Raw genomic sequence first — 19,305 nt, 5'->3', positions numbered from 1 at the left:
CGTCAGCCTGCAAGCGCCATCCTTTGGCCTGAGTGCGACCGCGTTGCGGTAGGGGCCGTCAGGTCGTCGAGACGGAAACGGGACAGCAGGTGATTGAGGTGTATCGCCTCTTCACCAAGTTCGCGGCAAGCTGCACTCGTCTGCTCAACCATCGCCGCGTTCTGCTGCGTGACGCTGTCCATTGTGTTGACGGCGGCGTTGACTTCCAGGAGAGCGGTCGTTTGTTCGGAAGAGGAACGCACGATCGCCTCGATCAGCGCCGTGACCCTGAAAACCTGCTGATCGATATTGCTGAGCGCCTTACCGGTGCGGTTGACCAGTGCAACGCCGGCTGACACCTGATTGGAAGACGTCTCGATCAACTGCTTGATTTCCTTCGCTAGATTGGCAGAGCGGCCGGCAAGGTCGCGCACTTCCTGCGCAACGACTGCAAAACCCTTTCCGGCTTCACCGGCGCGGGCGGCTTCCACGCCGGCATTGAGCGCGAGGAGGTTGGTCTGGAAGGCGATTTCATCGATGACGTTGATGATCTCGCCGATCTGCACAGATGATGTCTCGATCTTCTCCATCGCAGCGACCGCCTCATGCACGACGGTTGCCGAATAGCTGGCACTTTCCTTGGTCGCCATCATCATCGCGTTCGCTTCATTGGCCCGTTCCGACGAGTTCTTGACGGTAACCGTGATCTGGTCGAGCGCCGAGGCTGCTTGCTCCAGAGAAGCGGCCTGATGCTCGGTGCGCCGGGCCAGGTCGTCCGTGCTCGATGCGATTTCGCCGGAGCCGGTCCGAACCGTATTCGTGACGGCCGAGATTTCCGTCATCGCGCCGGAAAGCGTGTGGATGCTCGAATTGAACTGCTCGCGCAACTTTTCATAGGCCGCTTCGAAGGGCTCGCTTAGCTGGATGGTGAGGTCGCCGCCGGAAAGGCGTTCCAGGCCGCGGCTCAGGCTCGCGATGACGCGCTCGCGGACGGCTTCCTCATCTGCCTTGGTGGCGGCAAGCGCCGCATCACGCTGCGTTTGGGCCTGACGTTCGGCATCCTGGCGCTCGCGGATATTGTTCCGCTCTTCGGCGGCTTCGCGGAAGACAGTAACGGCGCGCGCCATCTCACCGATCTCATCTCCGCGGCGGCTGAAGGGCACCTCCTTCGAATAGTCGCCGCCGGCAAGGATCGCCATATAGTCGCGCATCGCCGAGAGCGGCACGATGGCGCGGCGTCGGAAGACGTACAGGCCGCCGAGAAGCAGGCAAAGCGAGACTGCGGCAGCTGCGAGCGTGATGGTCGAGAGGATGCGTGTCTGTTCTGCGGCTTCCTTTTCGGCATCCGCCAGGAAGGTATTCGCCATATCCACGAGCTCGTTGACGGAGCTTTCATGAATATGGAAATTCGTCGCAAGTTTTTCGAAGGACGCCGGGATGACTGCGGAGTCATTCTTGAGAATGGCCGGCGCGAGTTCCTCCAACATCACCTTCCAAAACACGTCGCCTTTGACGAGCACATCGTTCAGGAGCTTTTGCTTGAGGTCAGCGCTGAGCGCCGTCGTCAGCCAATATTTGCGGCGATCCTCATAAGCGGGTTTCAGGATGTTTTCGATGCGGTCGATGTTTTTCTTCGCAACGTCGGGGCGCTGCACTGCTTCGAGCGCAAGCATGTAGGATTCGACGACGTAGAGAGGCGGCGGCAGAATATCGGCGACGAGATCCTTGCCGTAGATGATCTGCCTGTACACCTCGCCGTTCACCCGCAGCTTGTTGAAGGCGTAATTCTGTATGCCGATCGAAGCGATCAATCCAGCGGTGACGACCACCGCGAAGATTGCAAGACTGCGTGCAATATTGAGTTTCATCCTGCGCCCCATGAATTGAATAGCGAACAGATGCTGTTCGTTGAAATTATTTTGGAATTTCCGTGGGAACCTGAAATCGTGAAGGTCCGCATAATCAGGCGGGTTTGGACCGCACGAGGAAGTGCATCATGCAATACTACTTGCCGGAGAGCGGGGCAGTATTTCCTCAGTGAGTATTAATTATAATATTGATTGGTTACTGACCGATAAATTTACAACCAAATCGAAAGTGATGGAGGTTGTTTTCAAAACCTGAGGTTTCGAAGTGCCGGAACGAGCTCGCTGGCAGCGGATTGACGACGTGGCAAGCGGTCTCTTCAAAAGCCTGACATATTCGCGCTATAGGCCCGTGCCAGCCGTGTGTCGTCGGTGTGGCATTGTAATTTGCGTGCCTTCGATTAAACAGCTTCGAACGATTTATCACCCACCGAGCAGGAAGAGATCATGACCGCAATTACCGACATTATCGCCCGCGAGATTCTCGACAGCCGAGGCAATCCGACCGTTGAAGTCGATGTCTATCTCGAAGATGGCAGCATGGGCCGTGCGGCCGTGCCGTCAGGCGCCTCGACCGGTGCGCATGAGGCCGTCGAAGTTCGCGATGGCGGCAAGCGCTATCTTGGCAAGGGTGTCGAAAAGGCCGTCGAGGCTGCCAACACGGAAATCTTCGACGCGATCGGCGGCATCGATGCCGAGAACCAGATCCAGATCGACAACATCATGATCGAACTGGACGGCACGCCGAACAAGTCGCGCCTCGGCGCCAATGCCATCCTCGGCGTGTCGCTCGCCGTTGCCAAGGCGGCCGCCCAGGCATCCGGCCTGCCGCTCTACCGCTATGTCGGCGGTGCGAGTGCCCATCTCCTGCCGGTTCCGATGATGAACATCATCAACGGCGGCGCGCATGCCGACAACCCGATCGACTTCCAAGAGTTCATGATCCTGCCGGTTGGCGCCGATTCGATCCGCGAAGCGGTTCGCATGGGCTCGGAAGTCTTCCACGTCCTCAAGAAGGAACTGTCGGCCCAAGGTCATAACACCAATGTTGGCGACGAGGGCGGCTTCGCGCCGGGCCTGAAGAGCGCGCCGGAAGCGCTCGACTTCATCATGAAGTCGATCGAGAAAGCCGGCTACAAGCCGGGTGACGACATCTGCCTCGGTCTCGACTGCGCCTCGACGGAATTCTTCAAGGACGGCAAGTACGTTCTCGAAGGAGAGGGCCGCACGCTGGAATCGGGCGCCATGGCCGAATATCTCGCCGATCTCGCCGGCAAGTACCCGATCATCTCGATCGAAGACGGCATGGCTGAAGACGATTGGGACGGCTGGAAGGCTCTGACGGACCTCGCCGGCAAGAAAGTGCAGCTGGTCGGCGACGACCTTTTCGTCACCAACTCGGAGCGCCTGCGCGACGGCATCCGCATGGGCGTCGCCAACTCGATCCTCGTGAAGGTCAACCAGATCGGCTCGCTGACGGAAACGCTCGACGCCGTCAACACCGCGCACAAGGCAGCCTACACCGCCGTCATGTCGCACCGCTCCGGCGAAACGGAAGACTCCACGATCGCCGATCTGGCGGTCGCCACCAATTGCGGTCAGATCAAGACGGGCTCGCTGTCGCGCTCGGACCGTCTGGCAAAGTACAACCAGCTGATCCGCATCGAAGAGGGTCTCGGCCCGCAGGCCCGCTACGCCGGCCGCTCGATCATCCGCGGCTGATAGTCTTTAAGAATCAGTTGTTTGAAACCCGCGCTTCACCGGCGCGGGTTTTTTATTGCGCGAAATTCACAGTCAACGGACGGTTAATCTCTCAGGCGTAAGCTCGCTGCAATCGGTAATGCGTTTCAGAGCATGTGTGCGTATGTGGACAAAGCATCATAAGAAGAGAAAGATTGGGCGGTTCGTCATTCCGGCCATGACGGTCGCTTTTCTCTCCTATTTCGGTTATCACTGCATTCACGGCGACTATGGTCTTCGGGCCACGGAAGGCTTCGAGAAGCGCCGGATTGCGCGCGAGCGCGAGCTTGCGGTCTTGAAAGTGAAACGCGAACATCTGGAACAGCAGGTCGCGCTGTTGAGCGATGGTTCGCTCGACAAGGACATGCTGGACGAAAAAGCCCGCTATCAACTGAACATGTCGCGGGGCGACGAAATCGTCATATTCAATTCTTATGCAAATTAACCGGAAATAGGTTAATCTGCAATTCTATTGGTTTATCAATGGCTTAAAGCAGAATACGTGCCATGCATTTATGGCATTGCTGTGGCCAAATTTCTTCCCTATGGTACGCGCCACCCAAGAAACGACAAACCCATAGGGAGGGTTGAATGGCGCCGCGAAAGACCGCGACCGTTTCCAGCCGCAAGACCAGCGCAAAACCTCACAGCAAGCAATCGAATGGCGGGGCTATCGCCGATTTCGATCGCGATACGGAGCTCAAAGCCTATCGCGAAATGCTGCTCATCCGCCGTTTCGAGGAAAAGGCAGGCCAGCTTTACGGCATGGGCTTCATAGGCGGTTTCTGTCACCTTTATATTGGCCAGGAAGCGGTCGTCGTCGGCATGCAGTTCGCCCTCAAGGAAGGCGACCAGGTGATCACTGGCTACCGCGATCATGGCCATATGCTGGCGACCGGCATGAACGCCCGCGGCGTGATGGCGGAACTGACAGGGCGCAGGGGCGGCTATTCCAAGGGGAAGGGCGGCTCCATGCACATGTTCTCCAAGGAAAAGCATTTCTACGGCGGCCACGGCATCGTCGGCGCCCAGGTTTCGCTCGGCACCGGCCTGGCATTTGCCAACAAGTATCGCGGCAACGACAATGTCAGCATCGCCTATTTCGGCGACGGCGCGGCCAACCAGGGTCAGGTCTACGAAAGCTTCAACATGGCGCAGCTCTGGAAGCTGCCCGTCATCTACGTAATCGAGAACAACCGTTACGCCATGGGCACTTCGACCGCCCGCGCTACCGCGCAGGCCGACTTCTCCAAGCGCGGCGCGTCCTTCGGCATTCCGGGCATCCAAGTGGACGGCATGGACGTGCGCGCTGTCAAGGCCGCTGCCGACGAGGCGATTGAATACTGCCGTTCCGGCAAGGGTCCGATGATCCTCGAAATGCTGACCTATCGCTATCGCGGCCATTCGATGTCCGACCCGGCGAAGTATCGTTCGAAGGACGAAGTGCAGAAGATGCGCTCCGAATCCGATCCGATCGAGCAGGTGCGCCTGCGCCTCATCGAGAAGGGCTGGGCGTCGGAAGACGACCTGAAGTCCATCGACAAGGACGTGCGCGATATCGTTGCTGACAGCGCCGATTTCGCCCAGGCCGATCCGGAGCCGGATGTATCCGAGCTCTATACCGACATTCTGCTCTAATCGGGGAGGGAACCCATGCCTATCGATATCCTCATGCCCGCCCTTTCTCCGACGATGGAAGAAGGCACGCTGTCCAAATGGCTCAAGAAGGAAGGCGACAAGGTCACTTCCGGTGACGTGATTGCCGAAATCGAAACCGACAAGGCGACCATGGAAGTCGAAGCCGTCGACGAAGGCACGATCGGCAAGCTGCTGGTCCCAGCCGGCACCGAGAACGTCAAGGTGAATGCCAAGATCGCGGTGCTACTGCAGGACGGCGAGTCGGAATCCGACATTTCCGCTGCGCCTGCCGCACAGCCCGCGCCGGCTGCTCCTGTCCAACAGGCAGAAGAGAAGCCTGCCGCTGCGCCCGTTCCGGCTGAACCTAAGGCTTTCGTACCGAACGATCCGGAAATCCCGGCCGGCACCGAAATGGTGTCAATGACCGTCCGCGAAGCGCTCCGCGACGCCATGGCCGAGGAAATGCGCGCCGACGAGACCGTCTTCGTCATGGGTGAGGAAGTCGCCGAATACCAGGGCGCTTACAAGGTGACCCAGGGGCTTCTGCAGGAATTCGGCCCGCTCCGCGTGGTCGATACCCCGATCACCGAGCACGGCTTTGCCGGCGTCGGCGTCGGCGCTGCGATGGCAGGCCTGCGGCCGATCGTCGAGTTCATGACCTTCAACTTCGCCATGCAGGCGATCGACCAGATCATCAACTCCGCCGCCAAGACGCTCTACATGTCCGGCGGCCAGATGGGTGCTCCGATGGTTTTCCGCGGCCCGAACGGCGCGGCTGCCCGCGTGGCCGCCCAGCACAGCCAGGACTATGCTGCCTGGTACAGCCAGATCCCGGGCCTCAAGGTCGTCATGCCCTATACGGCATCCGACGCCAAGGGCCTGCTCAAGGCCGCCATCCGCGACCCGAACCCGGTGATCTTCCTCGAAAACGAAATTCTCTACGGCCAGCACTTCGACGTGCCGAAGCTCGATAACTTCGTCCTGCCGATCGGTAAGGCCCGTATCCACCGTCCGGGCAAGGATGCGACCGTTGTTTCGTGGGGTATCGGCATGACCTATGCCACGAAGGCTGCCGCCGAACTCGAAAAGCTCGGCATCGACGTCGAGCTGATCGACCTGCGCACCATCCGTCCGATGGACCTGCCGGCCGTCGTCGAATCGGTCAAGAAGACCGGCCGCCTGGTCACCGTCGAGGAAGGCTATCCGCAGTCCTCCGTCGGCACCGAAATCGCAACCCGCGTCATGCAGCAGGCCTTCGATTATCTCGACGCGCCGATCCTGACAATTGCCGGCAAGGACGTTCCGATGCCCTATGCCGCCAATCTTGAGAAGCTGGCTCTGCCGAACGTCGGCGAAGTCGTCGATGCGGTGAAGACTGTCTGCTACAAATAAGGGGAGGGTATTTCGATGCCTATCAACATCACGATGCCAGCCCTTTCTCCGACGATGGAAGAAGGCAATCTGGCCAAGTGGCTCGTCAAGGAAGGCGACACCGTCAAGTCCGGCGATGTGATCGCCGAGATTGAGACCGACAAGGCCACGATGGAAGTCGAAGCCGTCGATGAAGGCACTGTCGCCAAGATCGTCATTCCGGCCGGTACGGAAGGCGTCAAAGTCAATGCGCTGATTGCGGTTCTTGCCGGCGAAGGCGAGGACGTTGCGGCGGCTGCGGCGTCCCCCGAGGCGAAAGCGGAAAGCGCTTCCGCGCCTCCACCTCCTCAAGATGAGACAGGAAAAGGCACGGCGCCAGCCGCCCCACTCGCTGCAAATGCCAATGTAAGCCCTCGCACCGAGGTGCCGCAGGCGGTCTCGAAGGGCGAGGGCGGCACACGCACCTTCTCCTCGCCGCTCGCGCGGCGTCTGGCCAGGGAAGCCGGCATCGACCTTTACGCAATCGCCGGTTCCGGCCCGCACGGCCGTGTGGTCAAGAGCGACGTCGAGGCTGCTGTCGCCGGTGCTGGCGCCAAAGCGGCTCCCGCTGTCGCGCCGCAGGCCGCTCCGGTGGCAGCCAAGGGCCCAACGGAAGAGGCTGTCCTCAAGCTCTTCGAACCGGGCTCCTACGAGCTGGTGCCACATGACGGCATGCGCAAGACGATCGCCCGCCGCCTGGTGGAGTCCAAGCAGACCATCCCGCACTTCTACGTCACCGTCGACTGCGAGCTGGATGCGCTTTTGGCGCTTCGCGCCCAGCTCAACGATGCTGCCCCGCGCAAGGATGGCGCCCCGGCTTACAAGCTCTCCGTCAACGACATGGTCATCAAGGCCATGGCGCTCGCGCTGCGCGACGTTCCGGACGCGAATGTGTCCTGGACCGAAAACAACATGGTCAAGCACAAGCATGCCGATGTCGGCGTTGCTGTCTCCATTCCGGGCGGGCTGATCACCCCGATCATCCGCAAGGCTGAGGAAAAGACGCTCTCCGTCATCTCCAACGAGATGAAGGATCTCGGCAAGCGCGCCAAGGACCGCAAGCTGAAGCCCGAGGAATACCAGGGCGGCACGACGTCGGTCTCGAACATGGGCATGATGGGCGTGAAGGACTTCGCAGCCGTCGTCAATCCGCCGCATGCGACGATCCTTGCGGTCGGAGCAGGCGAGCAGCGCGTTATCGTCAAGAAGGGCGAAATGGCGATCGCGACCGTGATGAGCGTCACGCTTTCGACCGATCACCGCTGCGTCGACGGTGCGCTCGGCGCCGAGCTGCTGCAGGCTTTCAAGGGCTACATCGAAAACCCAATGGGCATGCTCGTCTGATCGTTGAGCGGAGACGGAAATGACGAAGACCGTTCTTTGCTATGGCGACTCGCTGACCTGGGGCTACGATCCGATGTCGCTGGCACGGCATGCCTATGAGGACCGCTGGCCGAGCGTTTTGCAGGCAGCGCTCGGCGGTGCGGCGCATGTCATTCCGGAAGGCTTGAACGGCCGGACGACCGCTTTCGACGACCATCTCGCCGATTGCGATCGCAACGGTGCGCGCGTCTTGCCGACGATCCTGCAGACGCATGCGCCGCTCGACCTCGTCATCATCTTGCTCGGTACCAACGACATGAAGTCGGTCGTGGCGGGATCTGCTTTTGCCGCCTGCCAGGGCATCGCCCGTTTGGTGCGCCTGATCCGCAATCATGCCTGGCCCTTCGAATTCGATGGGCCGGACATCCTGATCATCGCGCCGCCGGCGATCTGCGCCACAGGGAATGCGCCCTTTGCCGCTTCGTTCCCGGGCGGCATCGAGGAATCGGCAAAACTCGCTACGCTTTACCGTGACCTTGCCGACGAACTCGGTTGCGGCTTCTTCGACGGCAATTCCGTCGCGAAGACGACGCCGATCGACGGCATCCATCTCGATGCGGAAAATACCCGCGCCCTCGGGCGCGGGCTGGAATCGACTGTGCGGATGATGCTGGGGCTTTGACCATGGCCTCTTTCGCCGCGCTGCGGCCGGCAGAACGGCGGGATGCTGCGGAGCTGGCCATCCTCGTGGACATCGGCTCGCATGGCTTTGCTTCTTGGCTTTGGTTCGCGGAGGTGGCGGGCGGCAGCGCCGATACGCCGCTGGAGCGGGGCCGGATGAAGATGAGCCGCGATGGCGCCTGGGGGAACTGGCAGAGTGCGGTGATTGCCGACGCCTATGGCGAGATCGCCGGAACAGCGGTGGGCTATACGCTCGGCGGGGAGATCGGAGCGGTCGCGGCGGATCGTCCTGCCCTGGAGCCGGTGATCGCGCTGCAGAAGCAGGCGGCCGGAAACTGGTTCATCGGCACGCTGGCCGTCTACCGCCATCTGCGCGGCATCGGCATCGGAAAGCGGCTGCTGGTCGACCAGATCGAGAAAGCGGACGGGCGGGCCGTCAGCCTGATCACCGCAAGTGATAACGAGGCAGCGCTCGCGCTGTATGAGAAGAATGGATTTTCGCAAGCCGCCCGCGCTGAGGCCGTGCCGCTTTTCGAAAACAGCAGGAAACACGAGTGGGTACTTTTGACCCGCCTCGCCGGATGAAAAAGGCAGGAAAACATGGCTGAGAATTACGACGTCATCATCATCGGCTCCGGCCCAGGCGGCTATGTCGCGGCCGTACGTGCCGGCCAACTCGGTCTGAAGACCGCGATCGTCGAACGCGAGCACCTGGGCGGCATCTGCCTAAATTGGGGCTGCATCCCGACCAAGGCGCTGCTGCGTTCGGCCGAGATTCTCGACCATTCCAATCATCTGAAGGATTACGGTCTTGTTCTTGAAGGCAGCGTCAAGCCGGATCCCAAGGCCGTCGTTGCCCGCTCACGCGCGGTTTCCGGCCGCCTGAACGCTGGCGTCGGTTTCCTGATGAAGAAGAACAAGATCGACGTGATCTGGGGTGAAGCCAAGATCACCAAACCCGGCGAGATCATCGTCGGCAAGTCCACCAAGCCGGCAGTCGAACCACAGCATCCTGTGCCGAAGGGCGTCAAGGGAGAAGGCACTTACACCGCCAAGCACATCATCATCGCAACTGGTGCCCGCCCGCGCGCGCTGCCGGGCATCGAACCGGACGGCAAGCTGATCTGGACCTATTTCGAAGCGCTGAAGCCGGATGCCCTGCCGAAATCGCTGATCGTCATGGGCTCGGGCGCGATCGGCATCGAGTTCGCAAGCTTCTACCGCTCGATGGGCGTCGACGTGACGGTGGTCGAAGTCCTTCCGACGATCATGCCGGTCGAGGATGCGGAAGTGACCGCCATCGCCCGCAAGCAGCTGGAAAAGCGCGGCATGAAGATCTTCACGAGCGCCAAGGTGACGAAGGTCGAGAAGGGCGCCGGCAGCATCACGGCCCATGTCGAGACGGCCGGCGGCAAGGTCCAGCAGATCACGGCGGACCGCATGATCTCCGCCATTGGCGTTCAAGGCAATATCGAAAACCTCGGCCTTGAAGCGCTGGGCGTAAAGACGGATCGCGGCTGCGTGGTCAGCGACGGCTACGGCAAGACCAACGTTCCCGGCATATACGCAATCGGCGATGTCGCCGGCCCGCCGATGCTTGCCCACAAGGCCGAGCACGAGGGCGTTGTCTGCATCGAAAAGATCGCAGGCCTGCCGAATGTTCACCCGACCGACAAGAGCAAGGTTCCAGGCTGCACCTATTGCCAGCCGCAGGTTGCCTCCGTCGGCCTGACGGAAGCCAAGGCCAAGGAGCTCGGCCGCGATATCCGCGTCGGCCGCTTCTCCTTCGCCGCAAACGGCAAGGCGATCGCGCTCGGCGAGGATCAGGGCCTCTGCAAGGTCATTTTCGACAAGAAGACCGGCGAGCTCCTCGGTGCGCATATGGTCGGCGCCGAAGTGACCGAACTGATCCAGGGCTTCGTCGTCGCGATGAACCTCGAAACGACCGAGGAGGAACTGATGCACACGATCTTCCCGCATCCGACTGTCTCGGAGTCGATGAAGGAAGCCGTGCTGGACGCTTACGGTCGGGTGTTGAACGCTTGATAATTTCCCTTTCCGCCCTCTATCCGAAGGTGGAAAAAACGAAAGGAAATCATCATGTCCATGGAGACGCAGGCATTGCTTGTCTTCCTCCTGATCGGGCTCGTCGCGGGCTTCCTCGCGAGCCTGGTCGTCGGCGGAGGCGGTCTGATACGCTGCCTGCTCAGCGGCATCATCGGCGCGTTCGTGGGCGGGTATCTGTTCAATGCGCTGGGCATATCGCTCGGCATTGAAAATGCGCTGGCCGTGCAGATCATTCACGCCACGGTCGGCGCCATCGTCGTGGTGCTGATCGCAAGGGCGATAGCGTAGGGAAAAGGACACTCATGGAAGGCGTCGGCTGGATAGCGGCAATCATCATCGGCGGTTTTGCGGGCTGGCTCGCCGGCAAGCTGATGGAAGCGCGATACGGAATTCTCCTCAATATTGTGCTCGGCATCGTCGGCTCGGTGGTCGCGACGGCCATCCTGGCGCAGTTTCATATCGAAGTGGCGGGAGGACGGCTCGGCTACTTCGTCACCGGCTTCCTCGGCGCCTGCCTGCTGATATTCATCGCCCGGCTCGTGCGGCGATAATGCACATCACGGCTTGAATTGTAAGATTCGATCAAAACGCTTATGTGCAGACCGATGAAGCCGCATGGGGCGGCGGAAAGTTGACACTGCAATGGTAACCATCCTCGACACGATCAATCCCGACGCCAAGCGCGTGCGGCATCCGGAAAAGGCGAACCGCCCAGATACGGAAGTGCTGCGCAAGCCGGACTGGATCCGCGTGAAGGCGCCGACCTCGAAGGGCTATGCGGAAACGCGCGCGATCGTGAGGGAAAACAAGCTCGTCACCGTCTGCGAAGAAGCCGGATGTCCGAATATTGGCGAGTGCTGGGACAAGAAGCACGCGACCTTCATGATCATGGGCGAGATCTGTACCCGCGCCTGTGCCTTCTGCAACGTCTCGACCGGCAAGCCGAACGCGCTCGACATGGCCGAGCCCGAAAACGTCGCCAAGGCCGTCAAAGAGATGGGGCTTTCCCACGTCGTCATCACTTCGGTCGACCGCGATGATCTAGAAGACGGCGGTGCCGAGCATTTCGAGAAGGTGATCTGGGCGATCCGCTCCGTCTCTCCGGCAACCACGATCGAGATCCTGACGCCGGACTTCCTGCGCAAGCCGGGCGCGCTTGAGCGCGTCGTCGCCGCCAAGCCGGACGTCTTCAACCACAATCTGGAAACCGTGCCGTCGAATTACCTGACGGTCCGCCCCGGCGCCCGCTATTTCCACTCAATCCGCCTGCTGCAGCGCGTGAAGGAACTGGACCCGACGATGTTCACCAAGTCCGGCATCATGGTCGGCCTCGGCGAGGAGCGCAACGAAGTGCTGCAGTTAATGGACGATCTGCGCACCGCTGATGTCGACTTCCTGACCATCGGCCAATACCTGCAGCCGACCCGCAAGCACCACAAGGTCGAAAAATTCGTGACGCCGGAGGAATTCAAGTCCTACGAGACGGTCGCCTATACCAAGGGCTTCCTGATGGTGGCATCGAGCCCGCTCACCCGCTCCTCGCACCACGCCGGCGACGACTTCGCCCGGTTGAGGGTGGCACGCGAAAAGAAGCTGCTGATGGCGGCGGAATAATCAACGAAGGCTTGCATTTTCTGAAAACCGCGGCGATCGTCCCGCGGCTTTTTCTTGGAGGATGCCATGGCCTGGTTGAGCGATGTCAGGGATGCCGCCCATCGGCTGAAGGCGGCTGATCGCGTACTCGTCATCGGCTGTTCCGGTGGCGGCAAGACGACCCTAGCTCGTACCATCGCCAAGCGCTTCGATCTGCCTTTCGTTTCCATGGATCGGGAATTCTTCTGGCTGCCGGGCTGGGTCGAACGGGCAAGGCCCGAGCAGCGGGCGTTGATTGCCAAATGGGTCAGGCAAGATCGCTGGATCATGGACGGGACCAATACGTCGAGCTTCGATCTCCGGCTGCCGCGGACCGATATCGTCCTGTGGGTCCGCATGCCGCGCCTGATATGTGTCTGGGGCGCCGTCAGCCGCTGGCTGAAGTGGATTGGGCGTACACGGCCGGAAATGACGCCCGGCTGCCCGGAGAAGGTCGATCTCGAATTCCTGAGCTACATCTGGAACTTCGAAAAGAAGCATTCGCCGATCGTTCTCGCCGCCATGGCCGCTCACGGCCCCGATGTTCCGGTTCTCCAGCTAAAATCACGCCGCCAGATGCGTGAGCTTCTTGATCTTCTTGGTTCTCCCGCTTAACTGCCGATTATGCCGCAATTTGAAACGCATCACCGTGTCCCGCATTCAGCCGAGCAGATGTTCGACCTCGTAGCCGATGTGGAACGCTATCCGGAATTCCTGCCGCTCTGCGAAGCGCTGTCCATCCGCAGCCGCAAGGAGCGCGACGGCAAGATCTTGTTGATTGCCGACATGACCGTCGGCTACAAGGCGATCCGCGAGACCTTCACGACGCAGGTGCTGCTCAACAAGGCGGAGCGCTTCATCGACGTCAAATATATCGACGGGCCGTTCAAATATCTCGACAACCGCTGGCGCTTCGAGGAGGCAGCCGAGGGCGGCTGTACCATCCATTTCTTCATCGACTACGAGTTCAAGAGCCGGATTCTCGGCGCCTTGATGGGCTCGATGTTCGACCGCGCCTTCCGAATGTTTTCTGAGGCCTTCGAAAAGAGGGCGGAAGCGATCTATTAGCTCTGACGATCAAAGCGCTGCGGCAGCCATTAGCGGTCGAAGAAGTGATCGAAGTATCGGTTTGCCGGATATGCATATGCGCCCCGATCAATAAAGTTGCGCCGGGACAGGCAGCTTCTCAGGGCCGCGTTGTAAACGAGGCTGTACGGATTTGGCGATCCCCGCCAGGACATCGCCTCGTACTGGCAATATCCGACCGCGCGGTCGTATTTCGCGAGCAATAGCGGGTCTGAATCGACACGGATTCCATGATACGTCTGATAGTTCGATGGCGCCTCGGCGGCTGATACGCAGCCCAAGCTCAAAACGACTCCCATTGCGGTCAGATATTTCATCGACGTAACCCCCTCGGTATGAAATCCAGCATAGGGCATCAGCGCTCTTTGTTCCAGACTCCATGTTCTTGGAGTGCAACCAGCATTTCCAGCGCGGTCTGCACGGTTGCAAGACGCACTTTGTCGCGGCCGATATCGCCGTAGAGCATCTTGCGATGGATGAGCACGCCGCTGCGCGATTTCGCCGCCAGATGAACCAGCCCGACCGGCTTTTCCGGTGAACCGCCGCCCGGCCCGGCGATCCCCGTCACGGCGACCGCGACGTCGGCGCGGGAGCGCAAGAGCGCGCCGTGGACCATCTGCCGTGCGGTCTCTTCGGAAACGGCGCCGAAGCCTTCGAGCGTCCGTTCCTGAACGCCGAGCATCTCGATCTTGGCCGCGTTGGTATAGGTGACGAAGCCGCGATCGACGACTGCCGAGGAGCCGGAGATTTCCGTGAGCGCTCCGACGATCAGCCCGCCGGTGCAGGATTCGGCCGTCGAGATCATTGTCTTTGCCACCGTGGAATCGCGGACGATCCTTTCCGCGAGCGCAAGAATGTCGGCTGGGAACATGCTCACCGCCTTGCTTCGCGATAGACGACTGTGGCAGTCGCGATCGCCGCAATGCCTTCGCGTCGACCGACAAAGCCGATCGTCTCGTTCGTGGTCGCCTTCACCGAACAGCGATCGATCGAAATGCCGAGAAATTCGGAGAGATTGGCACGCATCGCGTCGCGGTGCGGAGCGACCCTCGGCGCCTCGGCGATCAGCGAGATATCGGCATTCATGATCGTGCCGCCGCGATCGCGCACGATCTTCGCCGCATGTTTGAGGAAGATGCACGAGGCGGCACCCTTCCATTGCGGATCGGACGGCGGAAAATGATCGCCGATATCGCCGGCACCGCAGGTGGCCAGCAGCGCATCCGTCAGGGCATGCAGCGCGACGTCGGCATCTGAATGGCCCCTGAGCCTCTGATCGTGCGGGATGAATACGCCGCAGAGCGTGACCCCATCGCCGGCTTCCAATTGATGCACATCGTAGCCGTTGCCGGTGCGCACGTCGGGCAGTTGCGATGACGAAAGCCGGTCGTCGGCAAGGATGATATCCCGTTTGACCGTCAGTTTCACGTTATCGGCTGCACCCTCGACGATCGTCACGGGAATCCCCGCCCATTCGGCAATTGCAGCATCGTCCGTGAAGTCCGTGCGGCCGGTCTCGCTTGCTTTTTCATGTGCCGAGAGGATGGCATCGAAGGCGAAGGATTGCGGCGTCTGGGCTGCGAAAAGATGCTCGCGCGACACCGTTTCCAGAACCGTGCCCGTGCCGTCGGCGCGTTTCAGCGTGTCGGCAACGGGCATTGCCGGCAGGACGGCTGGCGCTCCGCCTACCAGTGCATCCGCGATCCGGTCGAGAAGCCGGCGGTCGAAGAAGGGACGGACAGCATCGTGAATGAGGACATGCGTAATGCCCTTGTTCTTCAGATGCCTCAGTCCAGCAAGAACCGATTGCTGTCGGGTCGCCCCGCCGTGAACGGTTTCGATCGGTGGGGCGGACAGCACCTGGCGAAACGCCTTCGCGAACAGCGCGTCGTCGTCAGGATGGATGACGACGACGATATGGGCGGCGTGCTCCCATGTCATGAAGTTTTCAAGCGTATGGGTGATAACCGGCTTTCCGCCGATCGAGCGGTATTGCTTCGGGCCCTCCTCACGCGAGCCTGCCCGTTCGCCGCGGCCGGCAGCGACGATAACAATTCCGGCCGAGATCGGTTGCTTCGAATGCATTTGCGGCATAAATCCCTAAAAATGCGCGGAAAGTGGCATGAGTTCTCTACCGCCTTGGGGGCTCGCTTTCCAGCATCTGCCCAAAAAATATCAATTCTCACCGAAGCCTCTTGGCAAGCCCCTTTAGTATGGCTAAAAATAGTGCAGCGTTACCGTGTGCCTGAAAGATAATCAATTGCATCGAATGAATCTTGCAGCGCCATTGCAGATCGGAAATGTCTCCGTGCGCAACCGCGTTGTGCTGGCGCCGATGTCCGGCGTCACCGACATGCCCTTCAGGCAACTCGCCTGGCGCTACGGCGCGGGCCTGGTCGTGACCGAAATGGTGGCGAGCCGGGAGCTCGTGAATAACACCGCCGAATCATGGTCGCGACTGAGGACTGCGGGCTTCAAGCCGCATATGGTGCAGCTCGCCGGCCGCGAGGCGCATTGGATGGCCGAGGCCGCAAAAATCGCCGCTGGCAGCGGCGCGGATGTCATCGACATCAACATGGGTTGTCCGGCCAAGAAGGTGATCGGCGGCTATTCGGGCTCGGCGCTGATGCGCGATCCGGATCATGCGCTGAGCCTGATCGAGGCAACCGTGAGGGCCGTCGATGTTCCGGTGACGCTGAAGATGCGCCTCGGCTGGGACGAAAAATCGCTCAACGCGCCCGAGATCGCCAAGCGCGCCGAAGATGCAGGGGTGAAGCTGATCACCATTCACGGACGCACGCGTATGCAGTTCTATGAAGGCAAAGCGGATTGGGACGCGATCCGCGCAGTTCGCGACGTGATTTCCGTTCCGCTGATCGCAAACGGCGATGTCGATACGCCGGAAGATGCGCAAGAAATCCTTCGCCGCTCGGGCGCCGATGCGGTGATGATCGGCCGCGGTTGCCAGGGAAGGCCATGGCATGCGGGCGTGCTGGCGGGGGAAGCTGCACCGACAGCAAGCGTTATCCCCGACATAGTCGCAGAACACTACGAAATGATGCTGGATTTCTATGGCGAGGCGACGGCTATCCGTCATGCCCGCAAGCACCTGGGCTGGTATCTGGAGCGCTTCGCGCCTTTGCTGCCGGTTCCAGAGAAGACGGCAATCATGACGTCGCATACACCGGCAGAAGTCGTCTCGCGCCTTCGCGATGCGCTCACGGCCCGTTTGGAAATTTCAGAAAGCCGGGAGGCGGCATGATGGACAAGGTTCAAGCCGATCATACCGGCAGCCCCGTTGCGATGGCAGTGCTGAACGCGATCCAGAATCCGGTGGTGATGGTCGACGAGGCGGGCTTGATCGCCTTTGCCAACTGGGAGGCGGAATCGTTTTTTGGGGCGAGTGCCTCGCACCTCGCGCGCTACAAGATTTCCACCTTCATTCCGTTTGGAAGCCCGCTTCTGGCCTTGATCGATCAGGTGCGGGAGCGCAAGGCGCCCGTCAACGAATATCGCGTCGATCTAAGTTCGCCCCGCCTTGGCCAGGACAAGCTGGTCGACATTTACGTCGCGCCGGTGATCAGCGAGCCCGGCTCCGTCGTCGTCGTGTTCCAGGAGCGCTCGATGGCCGACAAGATCGATCGTCAGCTGACGCATCGCGCCGCCGCCAGATCGGTGACCGGCCTTGCATCCATGCTCGCCCACGAGATCAAGAATCCGCTCTCGGGCATTCGCGGTGCGGCCCAGCTTCTCGAGCAATCTGTCATCGATGAGGACCGCGCGCTGACGAGGCTCATCTGCGATGAGACCGACCGGATCGTGTCGCTGGTCGATCGCATGGAGGTCTTCTCCGACGAACGGCCTGTCGATCGTCTGCCGGTCAATATCCATTCGGTGCTCGACCATGTGAAGGCGGTGGCAAGGGCAGGCTTTGCCCGGCATATTCGCATAACCGAGAATTACGACCCGTCGCTGCCTGCGGTTTACGCCAACCGCGATCAGCTCGTGCAGGTCTTCCTCAACCTCGTGAAGAACGCAGCCGAAGCGGTCAGCGACCGGCAAGACGGCGAGATCATGCTGACGACGGCCTATCGTCCCGGCATCCGCCTTTCTGTCGCCGGAACGCGCGAGAAGATCTCGCTGCCCCTGGAGTTCTGCGTCCAGGACAACGGTCCCGGTGTGCCGTCCGACCTGCTGCCGCATCTCTTCGATCCGTTCATCACTACGAAGACGAACGGCAGCGGCCTCGGCCTTGCACTCGTCGCCAAGATCATCGGCGATCATGGCGGCATCATCGAATGCGACAGCCAGAACAACAAGACGACGTTCCGCGTCCTCATGCCGGCCTCCAAGGATGCCTCGGCTGACGATTCGGCAATTGCAAACCCCACAGGAACTTCTCGATGACAGCAACGATTCTCGTCGCGGATGATGACGCGGCCATCCGTACCGTGCTCAACCAGGCGCTCAGCCGTGCAGGTTATGATGTTCGAATCACCTCCAATGCTGCCACGCTCTGGCGCTGGGTGTCGGCAGGCGAGGGCGATCTGGTCGTGACCGACGTCGTCATGCCGGACGAGAACGCCTTCGATCTGCTGCCGCGAATCAAGAAGGCGCGCCCCGACCTTCCGGTGCTCGTCATGAGCGCCCAGAACACCTTCATGACGGCCATCAAAGCCTCTGAGAAGGGCGCTTACGACTATCTTCCCAAGCCCTTCGATCTCACGGAACTGATCGGCATCATCGGCCGGGCGCTCGCCGAGCCGAAGCGGAAGCCCGCCAAGCTCGACGAAGACATGCAGGACGGCATGCCGCTTGTCGGCCGCTCCGCGGCCATGCAGGAAATCTACCGCGTGCTCGCCCGCCTGATGCAGACCGACCTGACGCTGATGATCACGGGCGAATCCGGGACCGGCAAGGAACTCGTGGCCCGCGCGCTGCACGATTACGGCAAGCGCCGCAACGGACCGTTTGTGGCGATCAATATGGCGGCCATCCCGCGCGACCTCATCGAGTCCGAGCTCTTCGGCCACGAAAAGGGCGCCTTTACCGGCGCGCAGACCCGCTCCACCGGCCGTTTCGAGCAGGCCGAGGGCGGCACGCTTTTCCTCGATGAAATCGGCGACATGCCGATGGATGCGCAGACGCGTCTTCTACGCGTCCTGCAGCAGGGCGAATATACGACAGTCGGCGGGCGTACGCCGATCCGCACGGACGTCCGCATCGTCGCGGCGACCAACAAGGACCTGAAGCAGGCGATCAACCAAGGGCTCTTCCGCGAGGACCTCTATTACCGCCTGAACGTCGTGCCGCTACGGCTTCCGCCGCTGCGCGACCGCGCGGAGGATATTCCGGACCTGGTCCGGCACTTCATCCAGCAGGCGGAAAAGGAAGGGCTCGGCACCAAGCGGTTTGACCAGGAAGCCATCGAGTTGATGAAGGCCTATGCCTGGCCGGGCAATGTGCGCGAGTTGGAGAACCTGATCCGCCGCCTGGTGGCACTTTATCCACAGGACGTAATCACCCGCGAGATCATCGAAGCCGAGCTTCGTTCCGACGTGCCGGACAGCCCGATCGACAAGGGGCCGATCCGCACAGGATCGATGACGATCGCCCAGGCGGTGGAAGAAAACATGCGAGCCTACTTCGCGAGTTTCGGCGATAACCTGCCGCCTCCAGGACTTTACGACCGGGTGCTGACGGAATTGGAATATCCGCTGATCCTCGCAGCTCTGACCGCCACGCGTGGCAACCAGATCAAGGCCGCGGACCTGCTCGGTCTCAACCGCAATACGTTGCGTAAAAAGATCCGCGAACTCGGCGTCTCCGTCTACAGAAGCTCCCGAACAGCTTGACAATGCTGCAGGCCGCGTTGCATTTTCGC

General features: G+C 60.8%; 20 protein-coding genes. 16 read left to right on the top strand and 4 right to left on the bottom strand.

Translation table 11 applies throughout. The features are described 5' to 3' along the window. Positions 1–2 precede the first annotated feature (2 nt). On the bottom strand, positions 3–1,847 hold the full coding sequence (locus N2599_RS09080) for a methyl-accepting chemotaxis protein (protein ID WP_027509420.1): 1,845 nt from the start codon (positions 1,845–1,847) through the stop codon (positions 3–5). Positions 1,848–2,291: 444 nt separating this feature from the next. Here N2599_RS09080 and eno point away from each other — a divergent pair, with 444 nt between their 5' ends. From eno to N2599_RS09015, 13 genes are all read left to right on the top strand, one after another. Next, complete coding sequence (gene eno, locus N2599_RS09075; protein ID WP_027509421.1) at positions 2,292–3,566, top strand: phosphopyruvate hydratase; 1,275 nt, start codon at positions 2,292–2,294, stop codon at positions 3,564–3,566. Between the two features lie 142 nt (positions 3,567–3,708). Further along, positions 3,709–4,029 (top strand): FtsB family cell division protein, encoded by a 321-nt coding sequence (locus N2599_RS09070; RefSeq protein ID WP_027509422.1) that lies wholly within the window; start codon positions 3,709–3,711, stop codon positions 4,027–4,029. A 146-nt stretch (positions 4,030–4,175) separates the two neighbouring features. After that, positions 4,176–5,222: a pyruvate dehydrogenase (acetyl-transferring) E1 component subunit alpha gene (gene pdhA / locus N2599_RS09065; protein WP_027509423.1), complete on the top strand. Its 1,047-nt coding sequence runs from the start codon at positions 4,176–4,178 to the stop codon at positions 5,220–5,222. 15 nt (positions 5,223–5,237) lie between these two features. After that, positions 5,238–6,614 carry a pyruvate dehydrogenase complex E1 component subunit beta gene (locus N2599_RS09060; RefSeq protein ID WP_027509424.1) on the top strand — a complete coding sequence of 459 codons (1,377 nt, stop codon included), beginning with the start codon at positions 5,238–5,240 and terminating at the stop codon, positions 6,612–6,614. A 15-nt stretch (positions 6,615–6,629) separates the two neighbouring features. Then, positions 6,630–7,976 carry a pyruvate dehydrogenase complex dihydrolipoamide acetyltransferase gene (locus N2599_RS09055; protein ID WP_027509425.1) on the top strand — a complete coding sequence of 449 codons (1,347 nt, stop codon included), beginning with the start codon at positions 6,630–6,632 and terminating at the stop codon, positions 7,974–7,976. A 19-nt stretch (positions 7,977–7,995) separates the two neighbouring features. Then, the gene (locus tag N2599_RS09050; protein WP_027509426.1) at positions 7,996–8,637 is read left to right on the top strand and encodes an SGNH/GDSL hydrolase family protein; all 642 of its coding nucleotides are present in this window, start codon (positions 7,996–7,998) and stop codon (positions 8,635–8,637) included. 2 nt (positions 8,638–8,639) lie between these two features. Then, on the top strand, positions 8,640–9,221 hold the full coding sequence (locus N2599_RS09045) for a GNAT family N-acetyltransferase (protein ID WP_027509427.1): 582 nt from the start codon (positions 8,640–8,642) through the stop codon (positions 9,219–9,221). A gap of 15 nt (positions 9,222–9,236) precedes the next feature. After that, positions 9,237–10,682, top strand: coding sequence for a dihydrolipoyl dehydrogenase (gene lpdA / locus N2599_RS09040; protein WP_027509428.1), 1,446 nt, complete (start codon positions 9,237–9,239; stop codon positions 10,680–10,682). 54 nt (positions 10,683–10,736) lie between these two features. Next, a complete protein-coding gene (locus N2599_RS09035; protein ID WP_027509429.1) occupies positions 10,737–10,991 on the top strand; it encodes a GlsB/YeaQ/YmgE family stress response membrane protein in 255 nt (84 codons plus the stop codon). Positions 10,992–11,005: 14 nt separating this feature from the next. Further along, entirely contained in the window at positions 11,006–11,254 is a 249-nt protein-coding gene (locus N2599_RS09030; RefSeq protein WP_027509430.1) for a GlsB/YeaQ/YmgE family stress response membrane protein, read from the top strand. A gap of 91 nt (positions 11,255–11,345) precedes the next feature. Next, complete coding sequence (gene lipA / locus N2599_RS09025; RefSeq protein WP_027509431.1) at positions 11,346–12,317, top strand: lipoyl synthase; 972 nt, start codon at positions 11,346–11,348, stop codon at positions 12,315–12,317. Positions 12,318–12,383: 66 nt separating this feature from the next. Then, positions 12,384–12,950, top strand: a complete 567-nt coding sequence (locus N2599_RS09020) for an AAA family ATPase (RefSeq protein WP_027509432.1) — start codon at positions 12,384–12,386, stop codon at positions 12,948–12,950. A 9-nt stretch (positions 12,951–12,959) separates the two neighbouring features. Further along, on the top strand, positions 12,960–13,403 hold the full coding sequence (locus N2599_RS09015; RefSeq protein ID WP_027509433.1) for a type II toxin-antitoxin system RatA family toxin: 444 nt from the start codon (positions 12,960–12,962) through the stop codon (positions 13,401–13,403). 29 nt (positions 13,404–13,432) lie between these two features. Here N2599_RS09015 and N2599_RS09010 read toward each other — a convergent pair whose 3' ends face one another. Genes N2599_RS09010 through N2599_RS09000 form a run of 3 tightly spaced genes read right to left on the bottom strand, consistent with a single transcriptional unit; the run spans position 13,433 to position 15,515 of the window. Continuing rightward, positions 13,433–13,738 (bottom strand): hypothetical protein, encoded by a 306-nt coding sequence (locus tag N2599_RS09010; protein WP_027509434.1) that lies wholly within the window; start codon positions 13,736–13,738, stop codon positions 13,433–13,435. A gap of 38 nt (positions 13,739–13,776) precedes the next feature. Beyond that, positions 13,777–14,298 carry a CinA family protein gene (locus N2599_RS09005; RefSeq protein WP_027509435.1) on the bottom strand — a complete coding sequence of 174 codons (522 nt, stop codon included), beginning with the start codon at positions 14,296–14,298 and terminating at the stop codon, positions 13,777–13,779. Then, a complete protein-coding gene (locus N2599_RS09000; protein ID WP_027509436.1) occupies positions 14,295–15,515 on the bottom strand; it encodes a bifunctional 2-C-methyl-D-erythritol 4-phosphate cytidylyltransferase/2-C-methyl-D-erythritol 2,4-cyclodiphosphate synthase in 1,221 nt (406 codons plus the stop codon). The genes N2599_RS09005 and N2599_RS09000 overlap by 4 nt, the downstream gene beginning before the upstream one ends. A gap of 145 nt (positions 15,516–15,660) precedes the next feature. Here N2599_RS09000 and dusB point away from each other — a divergent pair, with 145 nt between their 5' ends. The 3 genes from dusB to ntrC are packed head-to-tail and all read left to right on the top strand — an operon-like array spanning position 15,661 to position 19,276. Continuing rightward, the gene (gene dusB, locus N2599_RS08995; protein ID WP_027509437.1) at positions 15,661–16,683 is read left to right on the top strand and encodes a tRNA dihydrouridine synthase DusB; all 1,023 of its coding nucleotides are present in this window, start codon (positions 15,661–15,663) and stop codon (positions 16,681–16,683) included. After that, on the top strand, positions 16,680–17,828 hold the full coding sequence (locus N2599_RS08990; protein WP_037141584.1) for a two-component system sensor histidine kinase NtrB: 1,149 nt from the start codon (positions 16,680–16,682) through the stop codon (positions 17,826–17,828). Before dusB ends, N2599_RS08990 begins: the two co-directional genes overlap by 4 nt. Beyond that, positions 17,825–19,276: a nitrogen regulation protein NR(I) gene (gene ntrC, locus N2599_RS08985; protein ID WP_027509439.1), complete on the top strand. Its 1,452-nt coding sequence runs from the start codon at positions 17,825–17,827 to the stop codon at positions 19,274–19,276. The genes N2599_RS08990 and ntrC overlap by 4 nt, the downstream gene beginning before the upstream one ends. Positions 19,277–19,305 lie beyond the last annotated feature (29 nt).

Origin of the sequence: Rhizobium sullae, assembly GCF_025200715.1 — a bacterium.
GTDB classification, from domain to species: Bacteria; Pseudomonadota; Alphaproteobacteria; order Rhizobiales; family Rhizobiaceae; genus Rhizobium; species Rhizobium sullae.
Note: the sequence above shows the minus strand (reverse complement) of the source record. Positions and strands in the feature narration are given on the sequence as shown.